Source organism: Silvimonas sp. JCM 19000 (assembly GCF_054652575.1).
The window spans coordinates 1-24082 of sequence record NZ_BAAIHC010000012.1; the positions used below are offsets into that span (position 1 = coordinate 1).

The window sequence follows — 24082 nt, forward strand, 5'->3', positions numbered from 1 at the left end:
GTGGGCAGGTCTGGCTGCTCGGCCGTTAGGCCGCGCACCAGCGACAGCACCTCCTTGGTCGGGATGAAGATGGCGGGAAGTACCTCGCCAGCTGTGTGCTGCGTGAACTTCACTGCATCAGCGCTACCGTTGAATTTCACAGTGAAGGTTTGCCCGGATGCGAAGGTCGCGCCAAGCTGCGCATCACCTCGCGTGCCGGCACGCCGTAGTTCGCCCACTTTTCCGATGAGTGGCTGATATAGGCGGCACAGCTTGCGGGTCAAGCTCTCATCCGCCAGCTCCCCTCGGGCTTCTGGTCCGCTTAGTGCCAGTACCGCCTTGAGTAGTTGGGTCTTGCCGGTGCCGTTCTCACCAATGACGATGTTGATGCCAGGAGAGAAGTCGATGGACAACTCAGTGAAGGCGGTGAAGTTCTTAAGCTGCAGTTGGGTGATCATGCCGCGCTGCCTTGAGCGATGGCCTTGACCATCATCTCCATCTTTTCCGCTTCCGAGTTGCCATCCACCAAGCGCAGATACGCTCCTCGGTACTCCGGCTTGTGCGTGTTCTCCAACACAAAGGCGGTCGTGGACACCACTTCACCGCCGATGCTGTCGAAGGCCCGCGCGCCCAGGTGAGCCATCGAGAGAATGGTGTGCTGGTTCAGGATGCGACTGCGCAATGCCTCGAACGACGACAGGAACATCCAGCTCTGCATGGTGATCATGGTAACTGCTCCACCCTTCAACGTCAGATCCAGATTGCGCTCGATGAACATCGCAAACAGGTCGGACTTGCTGTTGGGGTAGTTCTCCTTGGCCCAAGCGCTCAGCCGCCCGTTCATCCCTTTGCCGCCCATGTAGGGCGGGTTCGCCACCACCACGGCATAGCGCGGGCCCAAGGCTTCGGCCATGCGTAGCACGTTGAGCACGCGCTGATGGGTCTCTGCCAGGAAGAGGTTGCCGGCCATGTCCTTGGCTTCGAGCGTGGCCAACACGTCGGCCACGTTGCCGACCTTGGGCACGATCAGCGAGCCGAAGTTGTCGGCTTCGCTGAACTGCTGCAGCGTTTCGCGAAGACCATAAGTAAACAGGTCACGGCCCACGTGGCCCATGTACTCGTCCAGCTCTTCGTGGCTGAAACTCACCTTCTCCAGCACCGTGATATTTGGCCTGATGCGTTTGTTGAAGAAACGGCGCTGGCGAGAGCGGGCCTTCATGGTCAATGCGAATGCGGCCAGCTCGCCGGCGCGTTCGTCGAGCTCAATGCCGTACAGGTTGTGTGTCAGGATCTTTTCCGGGATCTCGGCCGCGTCGTAGCCCTCCTCTTCGTAGATCGCATACAGCAGGTCGAAGGCGTAAGTGAGCATGTGGCCGGAGCCGCAGGCGGGGTCACAGACCTTGATTTCTTCGGGCCCCTTAATGCGCAGGAAGTCGGTTTCCGGCTTTTCGGGCGGGATGTAGTAGGCCATCTGCTCGGCCAACTTAGAGTTGGGGCGGTTGAGCAGCCACAGCCGGCCGAGCGAGTTGTCCACCAGGTAGCGCACGATCCAATGTGGGGTGAACAGCTGGGTAGCGGCCGGGATGTTCTCGGGGGTGATCTTCTGGTTCTTCTTCAGCCCTTCAAAGACGGCATCCTTTTTCTCGGAGATGTAGAACTGGTACAGCCAGCCGATGACTTCCACGCTTTCGCAGGCCTCGGGCGTCATGGTCTCGCGGGTGTAGGCCAGGATGGAGTTGCCCGAGAGCAGGTCGTCGGGCATCAGCAACTCGGTGTAGTCGTCGATGCGCTCGAACAGGAAGGGCATAGCCTGGTGCCAGGCGTTGCACGCGGCGACCACCAGCAGGCGGTACGCCTCGCCTTGCGGATCGTGGCTGGGGCTCTTGCCCGCCAGCAGATCGGCAACGAGCTGCTGCGTCTTGGCCGGCACCATCTCTTCGTCCATGTGGCCCATCTTGGCTTCCAGCAGGATCTCCGGCTGGAACTGACCTTCGGCCGGGGAGATGATGCTGATGCGCGTGTAGCGGTTCACGTCCATGAAGCGCAGCGCGCAGAAACGGTTGAACCAGGTGTAGGCCACTCGCTCGATGACCTGTTCCTTGCCGTAGCTCTTGATGGCGTCTTCCAGCTTCTTGACGACTGCTGCGCTCTCGCGGCGTGCGGCACTGCCATCAGACAGCACCAAGGCCAGTTTGGCGCTAACCTGCTCGCCTAGGGTACGACGGGCGAACTGGGCGAATTTCTTGAGTTTGCTGGTGTCCATTCAGTCTTTTCCTGGCTTGGGCAGCTTGCCGGATTGCTTTTCCAGCTTCTTGGCATCGGACTTGACGCGCCGCTCCAGCTTTTTAATGTCTTCTTCTGCGGGTAGCCGCTCAGGTTGGATGCCGCGCTGCCCAAGCATGTCCCTCACGCTGAGGTTGTTCTGCACATGCTCGCTGGTGATGGCCAATTCGCCTTGCAGGTCATCTTGGCGCACATTGTGATTGGTCATCTCGGTGGCCAGTTTTTTGGCCGCGATGGTGAGGGTCGGCAGGAAGTCAGCCAGTGGTCGCGATGAGGCAATGCCCAGCTTATCTTTCATCTTTTGCGTGGTATTGCCACCAAACAAAGCGGTGTCGCCCCTAGAGCGGATACGGCCGAAACCCGCATCGTCTACACCCCGTTCATAGATTTTCTGCGACAGCGCCTTTTCCGACTCACGCAAGCGGTCGTGGGCATCAAGCCGAGCCTGCAAGCGCATGCGCTCTTCGATGATCTCCTGCTTGCGCGTCTGGGTGGCAAAGTAGCTTTGGGCGAAGGCAATCGGCTCCTTGCGCGGGTCACCATTCATGGCGATCAGGTAGCAAGCGTAGCGGGTGAGCATGAAGTCATCTACTTCACGCATGCCCCCTTTACCGATCTCGATCATTTTCGTGACGCCACGAAAATGATCATCCGGCTGATAGCCCGTGGACTCGCATGACTCCATGGCCCGCCCGATGGCAGTCATGAAGTTCTCCCAGCGTGCATACCCCAGCGGCACCTGCAAATCGCGGGCGTACCAGAACTCCACGTTGTCTTCGGGAGTCGATTGAACCAGTGTGTCCAGTTGGTTCTGCATCGACTGAATGAAGTGGCTCGTCATGCGCTCGCCCCTCAGATCTGCACACGGTTGCCGGCTTGGATTTCCTTCAGCCAAGCTTCGCGCTGTTTGTGCAGGTAGTCGTCAAGTTCGGCCTCGCTGGTCAGCCAAGGCTTGGCATAACTGACCTTGATGGTGCGGGCAGGCACCAGCTTGGGCTCCGGTGAGGCTGGCGTTGGCGCGGGCGTAACACTCGGCCGCACATCGTCGCCTGCCGTCGGTGCACTTGGGGCAGGCGTCGCTGCTGGCGTGGGCGCAGGTGATGCGGGTTTGGCCCACTGTTCCAGTTGCACCAACAGCTGCGAGAAGCGGGATTCCTCAAACTGCCGCAGTTGGTCACGAATCATGGCGATGCGCTTTTGGCTCTGCAGCGCGTGGCGGGCATCCGCGAAAGGTGCTGTCAGCTGCGACTGACGCGCGGGCTCGATCTGACCAAATTCGTCGGTGGAACGCAGCCGTTGTTCCAGCTCCGCCAGGCGGTGGGCAGCGGCATCCCGTTCACTGGCCAGCTGTTGTGCAATGGCTTGCTCCAGCGCATCCAGCTGCGGCTTGATCTGCTGCAGCCGGTTGCCTTGCCAGGGTTTGCTGTCGGTCAGAAGGCCGCCAACGGCCTCAACTTCTGCCGCACCAACATAGGCGAAGTTGTCTTCTTGCTCGGCCACCAACGCCTGTGCTTGCTCGAAGATGGCGCGCTGCGGGCTGTTCATGAAACGACGCAGCGGATCAAGGATGTTCTCCTTGGTGTCGAGCAGCGCGTCTTCGGCGCGGGCCAGGTCGGTCAGGAACCAATTGGGGTTCTTGCTGGCGACATCCTTCAGGGTGGCCAGTACCGGCGTGAGCACGCTCAGGAACGGCAGCTGCGCCTTCTGTCCATGGAGGGTAGCCAGTTCGATCTCCAAATCCTTCAGCGCGTCGATGGTCTCGCGCGCAAGTGCCCGTGCCTCGTTGCTGCTGGCCGGCTTGTCGAAGAAGTCGGCGAAGAAGTCCTTCAGTGCCCGCACCTGCGAGGCGCTGAATTCCACCTGGGGTTCCAGCACCAAAGACGCGTGGGCATTGGTGTTGCGCAAGCTACGCTCCAGGGCATCGCGATCCAGCGAGTTGCTGTCCTGCCGCACCTCGACCTTGCCTCGTGCGCACAACAGGGCCAGGTTGCAAAGGATGGCGGCGTAGTACCAGCCATAGTTCTTGCGCTCAAAACGCTCGATCAGGCTCTTGACCGTGGTGCGCACACCGCCCCGAGCGTTGCCCTGAATGAAGGCCAGCAGTTCTTGTTCGGGCTCGGTGAGGCTGGCGGCATCGTTGGCGAGCAGCCCGTCTTCCACCATGCGCAGGTGCTTGCCGATGTCTGCCTCGTTGAACGGCACATCGCGCAGCATGCGTAGGTTGGGGTAGGTGGTTTGCAGCAGATGCTCAAAGCCTTTGAGCACCCGGGTCTGGCCATCTTCGGTACTGACATCCACATCCGCTGCATTGATGATGAGCGTAGCTTTGCCCAGCAGGTTGCGGGCACGCACTTGCAAATCATTCAAGCGTTCAGTGTTCTGGAAACCTTTGGCATCCAGAATGCGCTTGACTGCTTCTTGCGTGGTATTGCTGTTCTGGCGGATGTACTTCTCGGTTCGCTTGTACATCGTCAGGTCTTGCATGAAGCGCACGTCGGCTGGCAACACGACACGCAACTCATCACGCCCCATGCTCTGCATGCGCTGCAGGGTGATGTTGTCGAAGTTGTCCGAGACCGGCGTGATGATGTGGATGGCCAGTTCGTGCTCACGGCTCAGCGCACGGTCATCCATCTTGCGGGTATAGGCGTAGTCCTGGCCGTTGCTGTGGCGGATCTTGCGCTGCTTGATGACGCCATCAAAAAGCAGAGTTTCCAGCTCCTTGAGGATGTCGGTTGTTTCGACTTCGGTGTTCTTGATCTCCTCTTCAACGTCTTTTTCTTCGTCGGTCAAGTACTCGTAGACATCACCATTGCGCTGGATGTAGGTCTGCTGCTCCAGCAGGTTGAGCGCCGCTTCAAGCCGCTTGCGTTGCGCAGGTAGGTCGTCGCCAAAGCGCTCCAGCATCAGCACGCTGAGGTTGCGCAGCGTGGCCTTGAACTCCTTGACGTACTTGACCAGGAAAAGCGCCTTGAGCACGCGCACGGCATAGGGGTCACCCAGGTGGCGCTCGGCATTGTTGATGGCGCTCTGAATGGCACTTTTGAGTGCGCCACGGATGCCTTCGAACATGCGGTCGAAAGTTGCCAACTGACCGACCGGCTCGTGGTCAATGGCAATGGCCACATCGCGGAACACGCCGAGCATGGAGCGCTCACCGACGGAGTTAGCCTTGCCCTCAAAGCCATTGTGCTGCGAGAGGCCTCGAATGGCCGACTGGAACAGCGGAAACTGGTAGGGAACGAAGGGGTAGCAGTAAGTGAAATGCTCCGCATCGCGGAAGTTCGTATACTGCTGGCCGCCATCAGCGAACTCGAACAGCGTCTTGAAGTTGTTGAACTGCTGCTCGTACGTGCTGGCCAGCAGCGCTGTACCGGCTTCATTCTTGGTGAGCAGGCGCTTCTGTATTACCTCGGCCACGTCGGCGCTGGTGAGCTTGAGGCGGTTGGCAAAGCGCGCTTGGATCTTCGAAAAGTCATTGCTTTGCTGCTTGTTCATGTCACCCAGGACTGAGTTCATGTCCTCTTGGGCGGTGACGATGATCCAGGCACGGCCTTGGCACTTGGTGGCCAAGCTCTCGGCGACCGTCTGCAGGTTGGTCATCAGCTTGGTGTTATCGGCGATGTACTGGCCCACCTCGTCCACGAAGAAGTTGAGGCGGAAATTGGCCGGCTTCTTGTTCAGCCATGCCTTCACCTGCTCGCTGAAGTCTTCGATGGACACGCTGTACTGCGCGCGGTACTTGTCCAGGATGCCTGTGGCCAGTGCGGGGTCTTCGCCCGTGATTTCCGCGTAGGCACGGGCGATGTTGCCGGACTCCAGCAATGCTTGCTCTCGGCCGCGCTCCCAGGGCTTGTTGGCGTGCTGCTGGTAGCTGGCCTTAAAGGTCTCCAGCTGGTTTCGGCTGTCGAGATCCCGTTCGAAGTGGGCGATGTAGCCTTGCTTGCCGAAGTAGCCGCACATCTCGTTGAAGACCTTCACGAACACCGAGAGCAGGGCGTCGGTCTGGCTCTTGCTGATGATGTCGGCCTTCTGGTCGATGTTGAACAGAACGCTCTTCGAAGGGATGGTCACCGCCTTCTTCAGGGCTGCGCGCAGCAGCTCGTCTTCCTTGGGGATTTTGGGCAAGAAAATGTCGAGCGCTGTGCTGCCATCGACGCTGCGGTTCTCCATGATCAAAGCCAGCATCTTCAAGAGGTGCGACTTACCCGAACCGAAGAAGCCGGAGACCCAAACGCCGTTCGCACCGTGGTAGTCGTTGTAGGCATCCAGGAAGTGCTCCAGCCGCTTGGCGACTTCGTCTGTCAGCACGTACTCGTTCAGCTCCACGTACAGGCTCGACTCGTCGTCGGCCTTGATGACGCCTTCTATGGGGCGACTGACGGGCTGCTTGAAAATGCGGTTGAGTTCCATGGACTCTCTCCTCAAACCTGGGTCTCGTAGATGTTGAAAGCGCGGTAGTACTTATCATCGTGTAAGCGTTCGAACAGCTCTAGCGATGCCCCTTGCTCCAATGAGTGCTTGTACTCACCAGGAAAGAACATCACGGTTGGCTTGTCCTTTGCAGTGCTTTGCAGGTTATTGAGTACGTTGTGTGATCGGATGTAGGGAAAGACTTCCCCGATGCCCGTAAGGAACAGCACGTCTAACTCAGTCTGTTGTAGGCGCTCGCCGATAGCCGGGATCAGGTAGTCCTCGATGCCAAGGACGTTTTGCATTAATTCGAGCAGGTTGTCCTTTTCCACGTCCGACTCGACCGCCAGGATTTCATCCCAGAGCCGACCGCCATCGCTGCTGCCCTCTCGTGCTTGCAGCAGTTCGATACAGAGGTCATACAGATTGACCTCCAGCACATTGACTCCGCGCCCTCCCAGGCAGGGCACCTGAAGATTGGCCAGCGAGCTGATGAGCTGGCGTTGCATCCGCTGCATCTCGAAGGCTTCGTTTGCTCGGAATTCGCAGATGTAGAAGGGCAGATCATTGTTCAGCCCCCGCATCTGCAAGAAGCGTTCACCGCCGATGACCCGGATCAAGTGTTCAAAGCGGTTGGCGAGTGGTTGGTGACTGATCTTCGGGGTCATTGAAGCCATCGTTGAATGTCGTTGTCAGTGGCTGGGAAAACCATGAAAGCCTGCCGCCCCCGCCGGGCGAGGAGCTGGGCGAGAGAGGGGCTGAGCTGAGCTGGATGAATTTCGTACTGATCCGAGAGGAAATCTGCTTCACGCAGCATGCGGAACAGGTTCTGCCGCAACTTCAACTGTGTTGATCGGGCGATGTCGTCAAGCTCGGCATGCCAAAGCGCTTTGCTATTGAGAAAGTGGTCGAAATCCGTGAACACCAATCGGCGGCGAAGCACCAAAAAGTGCTCTCGCATTACCTCTGTGGCGAACTCTCGAATGAAGGGGTAGCGCCGACAGACGGCTACCCAGAGCAAGTTCGCTTGGTCACGCAGACTCAAGTCCGGCAGCGCCGAAAGCTCTTCCGAATTCAGCTCTTGCAGCCGTGCCGTGATTTCCTTGCTGATGCGGGTTGCCGCAGCTGATGTACGTACCTGGAGGAGGTTTTCGTCCCGCAGTTGAGCGCGCGTTGCCGACCAGTCACCCAGCCGCAAATAGCGAGCAGCAACCATGGAAGACTCTGGGAGAAAGAGTCCTCCGGTCGTGAATGACAGTCGGTAGCGCTCGGTCATGTCACACTACCTTTGTTGCTGGGATAGCCCGGTGCCAATACAGCCGTCTCAACGCCGTACAAGGCGAGGTGGTCTTTCAGCCAGAGGCGGTACTCGGGTCCGCGCAAGCTGTGATCTGGTGTGCAGTCCACGCTCCACTTGCGAAGGGCATAGCCAGCCAATGCAGCTCGCAATTTGAGACGTAACGCACCGTCTGGCATGTCGTATTCCATCTGCGTGACTTCTGGATGGGGCTGATCCGGGTGTGGTACCAGATCCAATTCGACGATGCGTGTCCATTGAACGTCTTGCTCTGGCAGCTCATGGCGTGCTGGCTCGTCGCCAAGCTTTGGAGTGGGCTTGCTGACACGGGTCAGGACAAAGTCGCGGAAAGTTTGTGACTTGCGATCAAACGCTCGCACATGCCATCGAAGCCCCGTGTCCAGCAGCGCAAAGGGCACGATGTCGCGCGACGACTCGCCGCTGCTCACCGAGTGGTAACCGATGCTGAGCACCTGCCCCATGTGCATAGCGCGCGTGATGCAGGCCAGGGTGTCCAGCTCTGGGTAAGAGAGCCTGGAAGGCATGAGGCATGGCAGCAGGGCATCAGACGATGGCGCCGTGGCATCGCCCAATTGCTCAGCCAGCCAGCCCAGGACTTGGGCCGATGGCACGGCAAACAGCGGCGTGAACTTGGCCCCCAGGAGGTAGCGCTTGCCACGGCTTTCGTAATCAATGTTCTCTGGGGCCAGCTCTTTGTAGAGCGCGAGGTCCCGGGAGGCTGCAGCTGACTGAATGCCAAAACGCTGCATCAGGTCAGGGCGACGAACCTCCCCCAGGAAGCGCAACCGCAGCTCGATGTGCTTGAGCCGGTCCCGTTGGGATTGGGGTAGCTCGGCTGTCTGATCAGCTTCCATGGTGGGGTCGTAACGACGAGATGGGAAGATCTCGACATTCTATTCAAATGAATCTTTCATTGCATCAAAAAGATACGAATATAGTGGTAAATTGCTTCTATGCCCATTACATCGTTTCACCCGATGTGCGCTGAACTCGTGCGCGGGTGACGGTCCGGCCTTGGTTTGCAAAGGGGGTAATGATTGCCGCCATATCCCATCACCGGCGCCATTGCCTCATTCCGATCGCGGCCCATTCGGGATGGGGTGCACCGTTCGAGCGGCCCTCAGAGGCAAATCCGTCTCGATTCGGACAGGCCGCCGTGCATGACCATTCCGCGCCTGCCTGGCCATTCCGTAGAATGTCCGTGTCTTGGAACTGCGATGCCCCAGACCCCAGCTGGCAGCGTCTGCATCGCCAGCGGCTTTCACATCCGCACTCCATTGGTGGCGGAAGCAGGTAGCGGTGACGGCGTGGTCATGGTTGCGCCAGAGCATGCGCGCAAGGCGTTGAATCTCCGCCGTAAAGTTGCCCGCCTTTGCGATATGGATGTGCAGCTTTCTGTCGGGCTGTGCGCTGAGCCGATTTACCAGCGCCGCCACCAGCGGATGCGTGTCTTCTACTGAGTAGGCCATGAATCGGTATGGCTGCCCCTGTTGCGCCTTGATCTTGATGCCGTGCACATAAAGGCAAAGGGTCTCGATACCGAGCGCCTCATCACGCCGCAGCCATGCAATGATGCCTTTGACCAGTTCACCGGGTCTCGCGCCGGTCAGGGCCGATGCCAGCAGCGCATCGGCGTACTTGCCCGGCGCGCCGCGTGCGCAGCTCGGCGGCAACCTCTTCAGTGCTTGGCGCTTGCTGCGGCGCTTACGCCGGGGTTGGGTCATTCCATGTTCATTTAGGGTGATCAAGGCACGAAGCTGCTCATGGAGCCGTGGCAGCACGTCCGCCATGCTTTGCCAGTCCAGCTCCTGTGAGGCCGAGCGTACATCGAGGTGCTCGCGCACCAGTTGCCGGCTGGAGAAACGCAGGGCTGCCAAGCGCTTGTGAAAGGTTCTGGGGCTTTGGGTAGCCTGCACCGCCACTGCCAGTGCTCCTGGGGCGCCGTTTGCGCGCTCCAGGAGCACTTGAGCCATGCGCAGGTATTCGGCCTCTGTACGGCTGGATCGGCCTGCGGAGGGAGCCTGAGGCAGCGCGGCGGGCAGCATGGCCAAGCATTCGCGGGCAATGTCGTTCAGGCGGTCGGCGTTGGGGCTCACAGCCACGCGCCTTTGGCGAGGTCTTCGAAAATGGCAGCTGAAACCTCCCGCAGCGTTCCTTGTCGGAGGGCTCTAAGCAGCTGCCTCCACTTGCGCCAAGCAGCTCGCCGGGATGCCCAACTTATCCACAGGCGACCGTGCCGGCGCGTCTGGAGTTCGAGTTACCTTAGAGTTGGTTTTATTGTTGGTGTTATGACGGGAAAAGTCGGATGAGTCATCGATACCGTATCCATATGGTACGGATGACACTTCAGCTGTTAAGTGGCCGGCCAGAAGGGAGTCCAGCAGCGTTCGATGTTCTTCACTCAGCCGTGCTTTGTAGGCGTCAAGGAATGGGCCCTGCCAAGGCTCGGGCAGTTGCCGGATGTTGTCGAGGGTTCTGGCGCGGAGTTTGGGGCCGAGGGTCTGGCTGGCCAGATTGTGGTGCCACCAGACCCTAACCCAGACGAACATGCGAACAGGCTCGAACCAAACCAGGTCTTCTGCGCGCAGGCGCTCGATGACCTGCAGCCACTGGTCTTGCGACCAACCGACCTCGGCGGCGGCGATCCTCGGTACCAGCGGGTAGGCGCCGATGATGTTGGAGACGGGGCTGGTCAACAGGTGCAGCAGTGTGGTCTTGTCCTCAGTCGTGCAGCCCTGTAGAAGTGGGCTATGCCAGAACCCCTGGTCGTTGACGGTGCGTTGGCGACCCATGTCATTTCACCTCTTGCACATTGCCACGCTGAGCAGCTTGTTGCTCCAGCCAGGCGTCGATCTCGTGCTCCAGAAAACCGGCCACGCGGCCGCCTAACTGGATGGGGCGGGGGAAGTCAGTGGTTTTTCACAGCCGCCACAGCGAGGTACGGCTCAGGGCGATCTTGTCGCAGACGTCTTGAATGCGGATAACGCGCAGCATGTGGTGCTCCTCGAAACATCGTGAAAACACCGGGGATGCTGCGCGTCAGTATGGTGCGATGCACGGACATCAAATGCTGCGATGGTGGCAAATTTATTGGCTGGGGCTTAGTCGCTCCTGGGGTGGAAGTCGGGGAGGTCACCGGTGCCGTTGTGGCGATCAGCGATCAGCTCTTTCAGGCTGACGGAGTACTCGGTCGGTTCCACGTAGTCGCTGTGCGGATCGTCTGGTGAGCAGTCGGGCCATTCCAGATGAGTGAACCGACTTCGTAGCGGCTTTAGCGCCGACATGGCGGCGCTCTTGGCACGTACTTCGCTCTCTCCTCCGGCGACCAAGATGGCCGCGAGACACATCACAGCATCGGAGGGTTGTGGGTCAGCTTGCTGCGTCTCTGACCCGCTGTGAGCCACCCGCACGGGTGTCCAACCATGCTTGTGACAGAGGACAACGAACTGGCGTGCCGCCCAGCGCTCGGCGACATTCTCAGGACGGCCTCGCCTGCGTGGCGCGCACAGATCCTTGGCGCCTTGCCCAGCCAGCGCAGGTCCTGCTAGTGCAGCATGCGGCCAGCGGGCCGGGGACCAAAGGGTTCGTCAGACAGCTCATGCCGCGTGCCAAGGTCGTATGCCTGGTGTTCGTCCAATTCGCCCACGTAGGCATGGTAGGTAGCTGATTGCCCGGCCTCCAGCTTGTTCAGTTCGCTTTGACCCAGCCCCTCCATGGCGAAGCGGAGTTGTTGTGCCGCGAGGGCAATTGTTTCGAAGCGCTTTCGGCTGTGTTCGGCGTCTCGGGCTTGCTGTCTCAGACTCGCGTAGCGCTGGGCCACGGCGGTTACCGCCTCCGTGAAGGCCCTGCGTCGCGCTGCCTCGTCATGGGGCTCGGGGTGGTTCAGTTTAGGGAAATGCCGCTCGATCAGCCGCCCCAGGGGCGTGAGCATGGCCGCCTCGTGACACGAGGCAGAGACTTTATTTCTGTTCATGGACGGCGACCCTCCAGCTTTCAAGGTGATCTGCCCAATCCTGCATCATGGACCTTGCGCTCATCGAAGTAGGTCGCATGGTTGTATGTCCGGCGCACATTGTTCTGATCAGCGTGCACCAGCTGGGCCTCGATCGCATCGGGCCGGTAGCCCATCGTTCAAACGCGTGCTGCCGGTGGTGCGAGTGGCGTGAGGGCTGTAGGTGCCGCCCCAACCTAGGGCGTTCAGCGCTTGGCGTAACGATGCAACCGACATCGGCCCGTTGCGATCATCGCGCCCAGGAAAGAGGTGTTTCCGATTGCCGGTCACCCCCTGTAGCCCCTTGAGCATTTCAACCGCTTGCCGTGGCAGCGGTACGACGTCGTCCTTGCGTGCCTTCATCCGAGCGGCCGGAATACGCCAGATGGCGGCATCCAGATCAAATTCGCTCCACTCCGCTTCGGCGACTTCACTGGGGCGAGCAAGCGTCCACCACATCAGTTGCATGCAGTAGTTAGTTTGAAATGTACCTCGATGATTGTCGAAATCCACCAGCAGTTTGCCAATCTGCCCGGTAGACAAGGCTGTTTTGTTCTGGGTTTTATTGGCAGGTAGCGCCTTACGGACAGGCCAGACCGGATCACCATCCGCGTGGAGGGTAGCCACGGCGAACTCGAAGACTGCGGACATGGTGCGCCGGGCCTCAGCAGCTACAGTTGGTGCGCCGCGTTTGAAGGTTTTTTGCAGGATGTCGAGTAAATGCGCCGGTGTGACATCGCGAACGGGCATCTTTCCGATGGCGGGGAAGACGACGCGTTCGAGCATGTCCAGACGGCGATCCTTGGTGACATCCTCCCAGTCCTTGGTTTGCAGCCACTCCCTGGCAACCACTTCAAAGGTATTGTTGGCTTCATGGGCTTGTCTGATACGGTCAAGCTGGCGCTGTTGCGCCGGGTTGATGCTCTGCTTGACCAGCTTGCGGGCAGCCTCGCTACGCTCACGCGCCTCGGCAAGGGTGACACTGGGATATTCGCCCAGTGCATACATGCTCGCCTTCCCGCCCAGGGTGAAGCGATAGCGCCATGCCTTCACCCCTGAAAGCTTCACCTCCAGATACAGCCCCCGGAAGTCGTTCAGGCGATACAGCCTGTCTTTCGGTTTGCGTTACGGCAGTGCGCATCGGTGAGCATGGGCTTCTCCCTCAGTGAACACAGGATCAGTTCACTGCACTCACTTATTCATCCAACCTCAATCGACCATACTCACCAATATACTCAGATTATTGGTGAAACCTCCTAAACACCAAGCAACACAAAGAAACAAAAAAGCCGCGCAAGTGCGCGGCTTTAAAGTGTTTTTTATATCATTTTTGATGTTTCATGAAACCTCAAGAAACACCAGAAATGGTGTCAGACGTTAAACAAGAAGTTCAGCACGTCACCGTCTTTAACCACGTACTCCTTACCTTCCGCACGCATCTTGCCGGCCTCTTTGGCGCCTTGTTCACCCTTGTAGGTGATGTAGTCGTCAAAGCCGATGGTTTGCGCGCGGATAAAGCCGCGTTCGAAGTCGGTGTGGATTACGCCAGCCGCTTGCGGGGCGGTGTCGCCTTTGTGGATGGTCCAGGCGCGCACTTCTTTTACGCCGGCGGTGAAATAGGTTTGCAGGCCCAGCAGATCAAAGCCAGCGCGGATCAGGCGGTTAAGGCCCGGTTCTTCCAGGCCCAGTTCGTTCAGGAACTCGGCTTTGTCTTCGTCCGGCAATTCAGCGATTTCGGATTCGATGGCGGCACACACTGCCACCACCGGTGCGCCTTCCAGCTTGGCGTATTCGCTGACCTTGTCCAGCAGCGGGTTGTTCTGGAAGCCGTCTTCCGCCACGTTGGCCACATACATGGCGGGCTTGGCGGTCAGCAGGCACAACGGCTTGATGATGGCTTTTTCTTCGTCGCTCAGTTTTACCGAACGGGCCGGGCGGCCTTCGTTCAGCACCGGCAGGATTTTTTCCAGCACGGCCACCAGCTTTTGCGCGTCTTTGTCGCCGCTCTTGGCTTTCTTGCCGTCGCGCTGGATCGATTTCTCGACCGTGGCCATATCGGCCAGCGCCAGTTCGGTGCCGATCACGGCGATATCGTCGATCGGGTCGACGCGGCCAGCCACGTGCACGATGTTGTCGTTTTCAAAGCAACGCACCACGTTGACGATGGCATCGGTCTCGCGAATATTGGCCAGGAACTGGTTGCCCAGGCCTTCGCCCTTGCTGGCGCCAGCGACCAGGCCGGCGATATCCACAAACTCGACAATGGCCGGCACGATTTTTTGCGGCTTGATGATTTCCGCCAGCTGGCCCAGACGCGCATCCGGCACTTCAACGATGCCGACGTTAGGTTCAATGGTGCAGAACGGGTAGTTGGCTGCTTCGATGCCGGCTTTGGTCAGGGCATTGAACAGCGTGGATTTGCCAACGTTGGGCAAGCCCACGATGCCGCATTTGAGACTCATGAGGTGCGTCCTTCAGGTTGCTGGGCGGCGCCGAACTAGGCCAGCGCGCCGGTCAATGGTTGTGCGCCGCAATGGCTTATCCACAGCAAAGAGCTGTGGATAAGATGGGGCGGAGCAGTTGGGCGTGATTGTAACACGCGCCATGTGCTTATTTTTTGGCGGGTTTTTCCGGGCGCTGCCAGCCAGGCACGGTCACTTGGCGGGCGCGCGCGATGGTCAGTTCTCCGGCGGGCGCGTTCTTGCTGATCACCGAACCGGCACCGGTGGTCGCCCGGTCGCCGATGGTCACGGGCGCGACCAGGCTGGCGTTGGAGCCTATGCGCACTTCGTTGCCGATGATGGTTTTGTGCTTGTTCACCCCGTCGTAATTACACGTGATGGTGCCCGCGCCGATATTGGTTTGCGTGCCGATTTCGGCATCGCCGATATACGACAGATGATTGACCTTGCTGCCCACGCCGATGGACGAGTTCTTCACTTCCACAAAGTTGCCGATATGCACCTCCGCGGCCAGCACCGCACCCGGGCGCAAACGGGCGTAGGGGCCGATCTGTGCGGCAGCACCCACTTCCGCATCTTGCAGATGGCTGTAGGGCTGGATGGTGACGCCGGCGCCAATCTTCACATTGCGCAGAAAACAGTGCGCGCCAATGGTGACGTTGTCGCCCAGGCTGACCTCGCCTTCAAAAATGCAGTTGATGTCGATGCTGACGTCTTTGCCATGCTGCAGCGTGCCGCGTACGTCGATACGTGCCGGGTCTGCCAGCGTAACGCCTGCCAGCAGCAAATCGTTGGCCTGATTCAACTGGTGGATGCGTTCCAGCTGCGCCAGTTGCAGTTTGTTATTGATGCCCTCGGCTTCCCACGCAAAGGCGGGCTGCGTGGTCACTACCGGCACACCATCGCGCACAGCCAAGGCGATCAGGTCGGTGGCGTAATACTCGCCCTGGGCGTTGTCGTTTTTGAGTTCGGACAGCCACTGCGCCAGCCTGGCCGTCGGCAGGGCGAGGATGCCGGTGTTGATTTCCTGGATGGCGGCCTGCGCAGGGCTGGCGTCCTTTTGCTCGACGATGCTTTGCACCTGGTTTTCGGCGTTGCGCACGATGCGGCCATAGCCGGTGGGGTTGGCCAGCGTAACGGTCAGGATACCCAGCTTGCCGCCTTCGGCTGCGGACAGCAGTTGTTTCAAGGTATCGATACGCGTTAGCGGCACGTCGCCGTACAGCATCAGCGTGATGTCGCCCTGCAGTTGCGGCAGCGCCTGCGCCAGCGCGTGACCAGTGCCCAGTTGTTGCGCCTGATGCGCCCAGCCCAGATCCGCCTGGCTCGCCAGCGCGGCCTGCACCTGCTCGCCACCATGGCCGTACACGACGATGGTACGAGCCGGGCTCATCGCTCGGGAAGTATCGAGCACATGTTGCAGCAAGGGCTTGCCCGCCAGCGGATGCAGCACTTTGGGCAGGCTGGAATACATACGTTTGCCTTGCCCGGCGGCAAGGATGACGACATCGAGACGAGACATGGGTAATCCGGTTAACTGAGCGTAGCCGGGCATTTTACCCGCCCGGCGCAGCGGCGGCGACGGGCAATAAAAAAGGCAGCGTTTGCACGCTGCCTTTTGGGGTCCCGGATTGCGCAGGCTTAGTGGCCGCGCTTTCTGAGTTTTTCGATTACTGCGAGCTTGGCCACCGCTTCGACCAGTTCGGCTTGCGCCATGGCGTAATCCATCTGGGTCTTGCGGTTCTTCAAGGCTTCTTCTGCCTTGGCTTTGGCTTCGCGGGCCTTGGCTTCGTCGATGTCCGCACCACGAATGGCCGTGTCAGCCAGAACGGTAATCCCGTCCGGTTGTACTTCAAGCAGACCGCCCGAAACGTACAGGATGACATCCGGTTCGTTCGAGTTTGCCAGCTTGATGCGTACGGCGCCAGGGCGGATGCGGGTCAGCAACGGCGCGTGACGCGGATAAATACCGACTTCGCCACCTTCTGCCGGTGCCGTAAAGAATTCGGCGTTACCGGAGAAGATCAGCGCTTCAGCGCTTACCACGTCGACATGCATAGTCATCGCCATTGCCTCAGCTCCTTATTGCAGGGTCTTGGCTTTTTCGAGCGCTTCCTCGATGCCGCCAACCATGTAGAAGGCTTGCTCGGGGAGGTGGTCGTAATCACCGTTCAGAATGCCCTTGAAGCCCTTGAGGGTTTCCTTCAGCGGCACATACTTGCCCGGCGAGCCGGTAAACACTTCTGCAACGTGGAACGGCTGCGACAAGAAGCGCTGGATTTTCCGTGCACGCGACACGGCCAGTTTGTCTTCCGGCGACAGTTCGTCCATACCCAGAATTGCGATGATGTCTTGCAGTTCTTTGTATTTTTGCAGGGTTTGCTGCACGCCACGGGCAACCGTGTAGTGCTCATCGCCCACCACTTGCGGGTCGAGCTGACGGCTGGTGGAGCCCAGCGGATCAACTGCCGGGTAGATACCCAGCGAAGCGATGTCACGGCTCAGAACGACGGTAGCGTCCAAGTGGGCAAACGTGGTTGCCGGCGACGGATCGGTCAAGTCATCCGCAGGCACGTAAACGGCCTGGATCGAGGTGATCGAACCGGTCTTGGTCGAGGTAATCCGTTCTTGCAGAACACCCATTTCTTCAGCCAGCGTCGGCTGATAGCCCACGGCCGAAGGCATACGACCCAGCAGTGCCGAAACTTCGGTACCGGCCAGGGTGTAGCGGTAGATGTTATCCACAAAGAACAGGATGTCACGGCCTTCGTCACGGAACGCTTCCGCAATGGTCAGACCGGTCAGTGCCACGCGCAGACGGTTACCCGGCGGCTCGTTCATCTGGCCGTACACCATCGCCACTTTATCCAGGACGTTGGAGTCCTTCATTTCGTGGTAGAAGTCGTTGCCTTCACGGGTACGCTCACCAACACCAGCAAACACGGACAAGCCCGAGTGTGCCTTGGCGATGTTGTTGATCAGTTCCATCATGTTAACGGTCTTGCCCACACCGGCGCCGCCGAACAGACCTACTTTACCGCCTTTGGCAAACGGGCAAATCAAGTCAATAACCTTGATACCGGTTTCCAGCAGGTCGATAGACTGGTTCAGTTCGTCAAACTTCGGAGCGGTCTGGTGAATGGCGCGGCGGACTTCGGTTTCAACCGGGCCAGCTTCGTCAATCGGATTGCCCAGCACGTCCATGATACGGCCCAGCGTGGCATTACCCACCGGTACCGAAATCGGCAGGTGCGTATTGTTCACTAACAGACCGCGCTTCAGACCATCGGTCGTACCCATGGCGATTGCACGAACAACGCCGTCGCCCAGCTGCTGCTGGACTTCCAGCGTCAGTTCCTGGTCGGCCAGCTTGAGCGCGTCATACACCTTGGGCAGGTTGTCACGCGGAAATTCCACGTCCACAACCGGACCAATGATTTGCACAATTTTGCCTTGGCTCATCGTAGGTTCCTAATCTTCTCTATACAGTTGGGCCGCCTGCTTAAACTGCTGCCGCGCCGGATACGATTTCCGAAAGTTCTTTCGTAATCGCAGCTTGACGGGTTTTGTTGTACAGCAGTTGCAGGTTGCCGATCACCTTGTCGGCGTTGTCGGTTGCAGCCTTCATGGCCACCATGCGTGCAGCCTGTTCGGATGCCATGTTTTCCGCCACGGCCTGATAAATCAACGCTTCAATGTAGCGGCTCATCAGGTCGTCAATGACGGTCTTGGCATCCGGCTCGAACAGGTATTCCCAGTTGTAGTCGTGGTCCGGACCTTTGAAGTCTTCACCGGACAACGGCAGCAACTGCTCTACCGTGGGCTCTTGCTTCATGGTGTTGATGAACTTCGTATAGACCAGCTGGACTTCATCCACTTCGCCGGCGATGTACGCGTCCACCATCACTTTGATCGGACCGACCAGAGCTTCCAGGTGGGGCGTATCGCCCAGACCCACTGCGGATGAAATAACCCGGGCGCCATTGCGGCCCATGAAGCTGAAACCCTTGTTACCAATGGTGGTAACCGCGATTTCAGCGCCATTCTGGCTATATTCCTTCATCTTGTTGACGGCAAGGCGCAGTGCGTTGGTGTTAAGACCCCCGCACAGACCCTTGTCCGACGTAACCACGATCAGGCCAACCCGTTTAACGCTATCGCGCTTCTGGAGGTACGGATGCGGATAGTCCACAAATGCTTGCGAAAGGTGGCTGGCAACAGCACGGATCTTTTCGCCATAAGGACGGGCAGCGCGCATGCGCTCCTGAGCCTTACGCATCTTGGACGTCGCAACCATTTCCATGGCGCGGGTGATCTTCTGCGTGTTTTTTACGCTTTTGATCTTGGTACGGATCTCTTTACCGCCTGCCATGATTCAGTTCCTTATCCAGTGACCGAATCAATAAGCGCCGGAGGCTTTGAACGAAGCAACAGCCTTCAGCAGCGTGGCTTCATCATCGCCCGCCAGTTCGCCCTTGGCTTCGATACGGCCGAGTACGTCGGCGTGGTTAGCCTTGACGTAAGCACGGAAGCCGTTTTCGAACGACAGTGCACGTTCAACCGGCACGTCATCGAACGAACCCTTGGCGATCAGCAGCAGCGTGATACCCAGTTCACCGACCGACAGCGGGCTGTATTGAGCCTGCTTCATCAGTTCGGTAACCATCTTGCCGCGCTCGAGCTGTTTACGGGTGGCTTCGTCCAGATCGGAAGCAAACTGCGCAAACGCAGCCAGTTCACGATACTGAGCCAGCGCCAGACGTACACCGCCGCCGAGCTTCTTCACGACCTTGGTCTGCGCAGCACCACCAACGCGCGATACCGAAATACCAGCGTTCATGGCGGGGCGGATACCGGCGTTGAACAAGTCGGTTTCCAGGAAGATCTGGCCATCGGTGATCGAGATCACGTTGGTCGGAACGAAGGCGGAAACGTCGCCTGCTTGCGTTTCGATGATAGGCAGGGCGGTCAGCGAACCGGTCTTGCCTTTCACTTCGCCGTTGGTGAGTTTTTCAACTTCTTCGGCGTTGATACGCGCAGCACGCTCAAGCAGACGCGAGTGCAGATAGAACACGTCACCCGGGTAAGCTTCACGGCCCGGCGGACGACGCAGCAGCAGCGAGATCTGGCGATAAGCCACAGCTTGCTTGGACAGATCGTCATAAACGATCAGTGCGTCTTCACCGCGGTCGCGGAAGTATTCGCCCATGGCGCAACCGGCGTATGCAGCAATGTATTGCAGCGCGGCCGATTCAGAAGCAGCGGCGGCAACCACAATGGTGTGGCCCATTGCGCCGTGTTCTTCGAGCTTGCGCACCACGTTGGCAATCGACGAGGCTTTCTGGCCGATAGCAACATAGATACACGTAACGCCCGTGCCTTTCTGGTTGATGATGGCGTCCAGGGCAACGGCAGTCTTGCCGGTCTGGCGGTCACCAATGATCAGCTCGCGCTGACCACGGCCGATCGGCACCATGGTGTCGATGGCTTTCAGGCCGGTTTGCAACGGCTGGTCAACCGACTTACGCGCAATCACGCCCGGCGCGATCTTTTCGATCGGGCTGGACAGCTTGGCGTTGATCGGGCCCTTGCCGTCAATCGGTTGGCCCAGCGAGTTGACCACGCGGCCAACCAGTTCCGGACCGACCGGTACTTCAAGAATACGACCGGTACATTTGACTTCGTCGCCTTCGGCGATGTGGGTGTATTCACCCATCACCACGGCACCGACGGAGTCACGCTCCAGGTTCAGTGCCAGGCCAAACGTGTTACCCGGGAATTCCAGCATTTCGCCCTGCATTACTTCGGACAAGCCGTGAATGCGGACGATACCGTCGGTGACCGACACAACCGTGCCAACGTTGGCGCTTTGGGCGCCCGCGGACAGGTTCTGGATCCGGGCCTTGATCAGTTCACTGATTTCAGACGGATTGAGTTGCATTAAAAAATCTCCTAACTCTTCAGGCTCGTCGCCAGTTCAGAGAGCTTGCCGGCAATGGATGCGTCGATCACGAGATCTCCTACCGTCACCTTCACGCCGCCGATCAGATCGGGGTTAACCACCACCTTGGCGGTCACGTTCTGGTGAAAGTGCCGTGCCACAGCCTGCAGCAGCTCATTGGCTTGCGGATCGGTCAGTGCAAACGCGGATTCCAGCGTTACACCCACACGACCTTCTTCAGCAGCCTTCAGCGATTCAAACTGCTCGCGGATGGCGGGCACTACGGCAAAGCGGCGGTTTTCCAGCACCAGGGTGATGAAATTGGCCGTAGCCTCGTCGTTCGCGTCAACCAGTTGCAGCAGGATCTGCTTGACCTGAGCAGCGGATAGTTGGGGGTCAGCCACGATGTCCTGGACCTTCTGGTCCTGAGCCACCTGATCAAGTCGCGCCAGCGATTCAGACCACTGCGCCAGCGAGCCTTGTTCTTTGGCAAGACGGAAAATGGCCTCGGCGTACGGCCTTGCGACGGTATTGAGTTCTGCCATGACTGTCTTACAGTTCCGCTTTGATCGATTCCAGCAGCTCGGCGTGCTTGCCTGCATCGATTTCGCGCTGCAGGATTTTGGTCGCACCAGCAAGTGCCAGATTGGCAACCTGTTGACGCAACACGCCACGGGCTTGCTCGAGTTGCTGCGTGATTTCGGCCTGAGCGCCCGCAGTGATGCGTTCGCCTTCGACCTTGGCCTTTTCTTTCGCCTCGTCGATGATCTGGTTAGCGCGTTTTTCTGCCTGAGCAACCAGCTCGGCAGCGCTAGCCTTGGCTTCGCGCAGCTTATCGGCAGAGGCTTTCTCGGCGTTGGCCAGATCTTGTCTGGCACGGTCCGCCGCTGAAAGACCTTCAGCGATGCGCTGTGCGCGCTTTTCCATCATCCCGGTCAGCGGAGGCCACACGACTTTCATCGTGAACCACACCAGCAAGGCAAAAGTGATTACCTGGCCGATGAGGGAAGTATTGAATTCCACGTTGTAGCCCTCCAGTTGTTCGCGGTGACTTGACTCTGATTAGCCTGCGAGCGCGGAGAGGAACGGGTTCGAGAAGGTGTACAGCAGAGCAACACCAACGCCGATCATGGAGATGGCATCCAGCAGACCGGCAATAATGAACAGCTTGGTTTGCAGAACCGGGATCATTTCCGGTTGGCGAGCGGAAGACTCGAGGAACTTGCCGCCGAGAATCGCAAAGCCGATAGCGGTACCGAGTGCAGCCAGACCGATCATCAGAGCGGCGGCGATTGCAGTTGCGCTTTGTACGCTAGCAATAACTTCGGGTGCAGCCATTTTGTAATATCTCCAAAAAGGATAGTTGACAGAAAAAAGGGGTAAACACCGGCAGGACGGCCTGCGCCATCCTGCGCGATTCTTTGACAAGCCCGAAGGCTTAGTGGTCTTCCACCGCCATCGACAGATACACGATGGTCAGCACCATGAATACGTAGGCCTGCAGCGTCACAACCAGCACGTGGAAGATGGCCCACGGCGTGCCCAGCACCCAGTTGATCCACCACGGCAGCAGTGCGATCAGGATAAACAGCAGCTCGCCCGCATACATGTTGCCGAACAGACGCAGTGCCAGCGAAATCGGCTTGGCGATCAATTCAATCAGCTGGAACAAGAAGTTAGGGATCAGCAGCGCAACCTTGCCCACGGTGCCTTCGGCATGGAAAGGCGCGGTAAACAGTTCTTTGATCCAGCCGCCGAGGCCCTTGGCCTTGATCGAGAAGCCGATGATATACACCAGCACCGACAGCGACATGGCAAACGTCTGGTTCACGTCGGCGGTCGGCACCACACGCAGATAAACGTGATGCGGATCAGCGCCGAAGAAGGTGACACCCACCCACTGCGCAATCATCGGGAAAAGGTCAACCGGGAAGAAGTCCATGGCGTTCATCAGGAACACCCAGCAGAAAATGGTCAGCGCCAGCGGGCCGATCACTTTGCTCTTGCCGTGGAAAGTGTCTTTGATGTGCGTATCGACCATCTCGACGATCAGCTCGACAAAGTTCTGCAACTTGCCGGGCACACCATCGGTGGCTTTGCGCGCCACCAGACCGAAGATGCCGACGAAGATGAAACCAAGGATCAAGCCCACCCAGAAGGTATCCAGGTGGAAGTTGGCCATGGCGCCTTCGCTGTGCAAGCGGTTGTGCGTCAGGTGGTGGAGGATATATTCGGTTGAGGTCTGTTGTTCAGCCATGGTTATTTCTTGTCTTTAAATTTGATCAGAAGCCCGAACCAGAAGGCCGAGGCCGCCGCGAGATATCCTGCAAAAACCGCGGGCCAGACAACCTGCCGGTAAAATCTGAATACAACGCCAAAACACACCAGCGTAAACACCAGCTTGAGCGCCTCGCCCATGTAATGCAGCTTCATCAGCAATGCAGGGGGGCCGTAAGGCAGCTGGTAAGCAGCTTTGGTGTATATGAGAGAGCCGGCTAAAGAAATTGCAGCGCCTATGACACTTGCAATTGCAGCCCATTGGCCCCATAACAAAAAAATCAGCACCGAAGCAACGAGGCCCAGTGCGGCTTGCAGCCGGACGATGCCCCGGATCTGTGCTTTACTCACCATTTTGCTACGCCAGGCAAATATCCGGAGATTATACGGATCGACATTGCTTCGCGTCAATTTTACGCATTGAAAATACAGGGGTTTATCGTCTGTATGTGGTGGATCTGTAACTGAGGGCCTTCTGGCTACAAATCCTGCCTTACTATGCACCGATGCGGTGCAATCTCCAGTACGACGCGGCGACAGTTTGCCGCAATCAACGAAGTAGCGCTAGTAATCGATCAAGATCTTCCAGGCTCGCGTAATCGATGGTCACTTTGCCATTGCCGCGCTTACCGTGACGAATGGCCACGGGGGCGCCGATACGGCTGGATACTTCTTCTTGCAGACGCGAAATATCCGCGTCGATTTTCTTCTCGGTTTTTTCAGGCGTTTCTTGCGTCAAACGATGGACCAGCGCCTCCGTCTCACGCACCGACAGCCCCTTCAGCACGACTATCCGCGCGGCATCCAGTTGCTTGAGCGTGGGCAGACCCAACAAGGCGCGGGCATGGCCCATATCGATCTGGCCTGTGGATAACAAATCACGCACCGGCTCGGCCAGGTTAAGCAGACGCAGCAGATTGGTGACGCTGGCGCGCGACTTGCCCACAGCCGTGGCAACCGCTTCGTGCGTCATGCCGAATTCTTCGATCAGCCGACTCATGCCGACGGCTTCTTCCAGCGCGTTCAGATCTTCACGCTGAATGTTTTCGATCAACGCCATGGCGGCGACGGCTTCGTCCTCGACTTCGCGGACCAGCGCCGGAATCTCGGTCAGCCCGGCGATCTCGCTGGCGCGCCAGCGGCGTTCCCCGGCGATGATTTCATAGCGGTCTTCGAGCGACCCCGGCAGCAGGCGCACCAGCACCGGTTGCATCAGGCCTTGCGCCCGGATCGATTCGGCCAGCTCTTGTAATGCGGCTTCATCGATATGACTGCGCGGCTGATATTTGCCGGGTTGCAAAGCCGATACCGGCAATTGCTGCAGCGATTCGGTCGCCGAGGCATCGCCCATCAGGGCATCCAGTCCACGGCCGAGGCCTTTGAATTTCTTGTTCATTCCGGGTTCCGTTAACGACGAG

The 24082-nt window shown here is 58.7% G+C and carries 24 protein-coding genes and 1 pseudogene; all 25 read right to left on the reverse strand.

Annotated features, from left to right (window positions below):
- Positions 1-437: AAA family ATPase (locus ACYQ1A_RS12055; RefSeq protein ID WP_499362304.1), on the reverse strand; the 437-nt coding region annotated here is incomplete at its 3' end.
- Positions 434-2242 carry a BREX-1 system adenine-specific DNA-methyltransferase PglX gene (gene pglX / locus ACYQ1A_RS12060; protein WP_499362306.1) on the reverse strand — a complete coding sequence of 603 codons (1809 nt, stop codon included), beginning with the start codon at positions 2240-2242 and terminating at the stop codon, positions 434-436. The genes pglX and ACYQ1A_RS12055, both read right to left, overlap by 4 nt.
- A complete protein-coding gene (gene dinD, locus ACYQ1A_RS12065; RefSeq protein WP_499362308.1) occupies positions 2243-3103 on the reverse strand; it encodes a DNA damage-inducible protein D in 861 nt (286 codons plus the stop codon).
- Positions 3104-3114: 11 nt separating this feature from the next.
- A complete protein-coding gene (gene brxC / locus ACYQ1A_RS12070) occupies positions 3115-6675 on the reverse strand; it encodes a BREX system P-loop protein BrxC (RefSeq protein ID WP_499362310.1) in 3561 nt (1186 codons plus the stop codon).
- 11 nt (positions 6676-6686) lie between these two features.
- Positions 6687-7343, reverse strand: a complete 657-nt coding sequence (locus ACYQ1A_RS12075) for a DUF1788 domain-containing protein (protein WP_499362312.1) — start codon at positions 7341-7343, stop codon at positions 6687-6689.
- Entirely contained in the window at positions 7340-7951 is a 612-nt protein-coding gene (locus tag ACYQ1A_RS12080; protein ID WP_499362314.1) for a DUF1819 family protein, read from the reverse strand. Before ACYQ1A_RS12080 ends, ACYQ1A_RS12075 begins: the two co-directional genes overlap by 4 nt.
- Positions 7948-8847 carry a BrxR family transcriptional regulator gene (locus ACYQ1A_RS12085; protein WP_062220859.1) on the reverse strand — a complete coding sequence of 300 codons (900 nt, stop codon included), beginning with the start codon at positions 8845-8847 and terminating at the stop codon, positions 7948-7950. Before ACYQ1A_RS12085 ends, ACYQ1A_RS12080 begins: the two co-directional genes overlap by 4 nt.
- A gap of 216 nt (positions 8848-9063) precedes the next feature.
- Positions 9064-10089, reverse strand: coding sequence for a hypothetical protein (locus ACYQ1A_RS12090; protein ID WP_499362317.1), 1026 nt, complete (start codon positions 10087-10089; stop codon positions 9064-9066).
- A 72-nt stretch (positions 10090-10161) separates the two neighbouring features.
- Positions 10162-10785 carry a hypothetical protein gene (locus ACYQ1A_RS12095; protein WP_499362319.1) on the reverse strand — a complete coding sequence of 208 codons (624 nt, stop codon included), beginning with the start codon at positions 10783-10785 and terminating at the stop codon, positions 10162-10164.
- A gap of 1 nt (position 10786) precedes the next feature.
- Positions 10787-10897 (reverse strand): annotated as a pseudogene (locus ACYQ1A_RS12100) (helix-turn-helix transcriptional regulator); the annotation flags it as partial.
- 197 nt (positions 10898-11094) lie between these two features.
- On the reverse strand, positions 11095-11277 hold the full coding sequence (locus tag ACYQ1A_RS12105) for a hypothetical protein (protein ID WP_499362321.1): 183 nt from the start codon (positions 11275-11277) through the stop codon (positions 11095-11097).
- A 260-nt stretch (positions 11278-11537) separates the two neighbouring features.
- The gene (locus tag ACYQ1A_RS12110) at positions 11538-11924 is read right to left on the reverse strand and encodes a hypothetical protein (protein ID WP_062220844.1); all 387 of its coding nucleotides are present in this window, start codon (positions 11922-11924) and stop codon (positions 11538-11540) included.
- 150 nt (positions 11925-12074) lie between these two features.
- Positions 12075-13091 (reverse strand): tyrosine-type recombinase/integrase, encoded by a 1017-nt coding sequence (locus tag ACYQ1A_RS12115; RefSeq protein ID WP_499362502.1) that lies wholly within the window; start codon positions 13089-13091, stop codon positions 12075-12077.
- A gap of 263 nt (positions 13092-13354) precedes the next feature.
- Positions 13355-14446 carry a redox-regulated ATPase YchF gene (ychF, locus tag ACYQ1A_RS12120; protein ID WP_499362324.1) on the reverse strand — a complete coding sequence of 364 codons (1092 nt, stop codon included), beginning with the start codon at positions 14444-14446 and terminating at the stop codon, positions 13355-13357.
- A 148-nt stretch (positions 14447-14594) separates the two neighbouring features.
- Entirely contained in the window at positions 14595-15968 is a 1374-nt protein-coding gene (glmU, locus tag ACYQ1A_RS12125; protein ID WP_499362326.1) for a bifunctional UDP-N-acetylglucosamine diphosphorylase/glucosamine-1-phosphate N-acetyltransferase GlmU, read from the reverse strand.
- A 119-nt stretch (positions 15969-16087) separates the two neighbouring features.
- Positions 16088-16516: a F0F1 ATP synthase subunit epsilon gene (locus ACYQ1A_RS12130; RefSeq protein ID WP_053938449.1), complete on the reverse strand. Its 429-nt coding sequence runs from the start codon at positions 16514-16516 to the stop codon at positions 16088-16090.
- A gap of 12 nt (positions 16517-16528) precedes the next feature.
- Positions 16529-17908 (reverse strand): F0F1 ATP synthase subunit beta, encoded by a 1380-nt coding sequence (atpD, locus tag ACYQ1A_RS12135; protein ID WP_499362329.1) that lies wholly within the window; start codon positions 17906-17908, stop codon positions 16529-16531.
- Between the two features lie 40 nt (positions 17909-17948).
- Positions 17949-18818: a F0F1 ATP synthase subunit gamma gene (gene atpG / locus ACYQ1A_RS12140; protein ID WP_499362331.1), complete on the reverse strand. Its 870-nt coding sequence runs from the start codon at positions 18816-18818 to the stop codon at positions 17949-17951.
- A 27-nt stretch (positions 18819-18845) separates the two neighbouring features.
- Complete coding sequence (gene atpA, locus ACYQ1A_RS12145) at positions 18846-20387, reverse strand: F0F1 ATP synthase subunit alpha (protein WP_499362333.1); 1542 nt, start codon at positions 20385-20387, stop codon at positions 18846-18848.
- Between the two features lie 11 nt (positions 20388-20398).
- Positions 20399-20932 (reverse strand): F0F1 ATP synthase subunit delta, encoded by a 534-nt coding sequence (locus ACYQ1A_RS12150; protein WP_053938445.1) that lies wholly within the window; start codon positions 20930-20932, stop codon positions 20399-20401.
- Positions 20933-20939: 7 nt separating this feature from the next.
- Positions 20940-21410 (reverse strand): F0F1 ATP synthase subunit B, encoded by a 471-nt coding sequence (locus ACYQ1A_RS12155; RefSeq protein ID WP_499362336.1) that lies wholly within the window; start codon positions 21408-21410, stop codon positions 20940-20942.
- A 39-nt stretch (positions 21411-21449) separates the two neighbouring features.
- A complete protein-coding gene (atpE, locus tag ACYQ1A_RS12160) occupies positions 21450-21725 on the reverse strand; it encodes a F0F1 ATP synthase subunit C (RefSeq protein ID WP_053938443.1) in 276 nt (91 codons plus the stop codon).
- 100 nt (positions 21726-21825) lie between these two features.
- Positions 21826-22644 carry a F0F1 ATP synthase subunit A gene (gene atpB, locus ACYQ1A_RS12165; RefSeq protein ID WP_053938442.1) on the reverse strand — a complete coding sequence of 273 codons (819 nt, stop codon included), beginning with the start codon at positions 22642-22644 and terminating at the stop codon, positions 21826-21828.
- 2 nt (positions 22645-22646) lie between these two features.
- Positions 22647-23018, reverse strand: coding sequence for an ATP synthase subunit I (locus ACYQ1A_RS12170; protein ID WP_053938441.1), 372 nt, complete (start codon positions 23016-23018; stop codon positions 22647-22649).
- Between the two features lie 196 nt (positions 23019-23214).
- Positions 23215-24060, reverse strand: a complete 846-nt coding sequence (locus tag ACYQ1A_RS12175) for a ParB/RepB/Spo0J family partition protein (protein WP_499362340.1) — start codon at positions 24058-24060, stop codon at positions 23215-23217.
- Positions 24061-24082 lie beyond the last annotated feature (22 nt).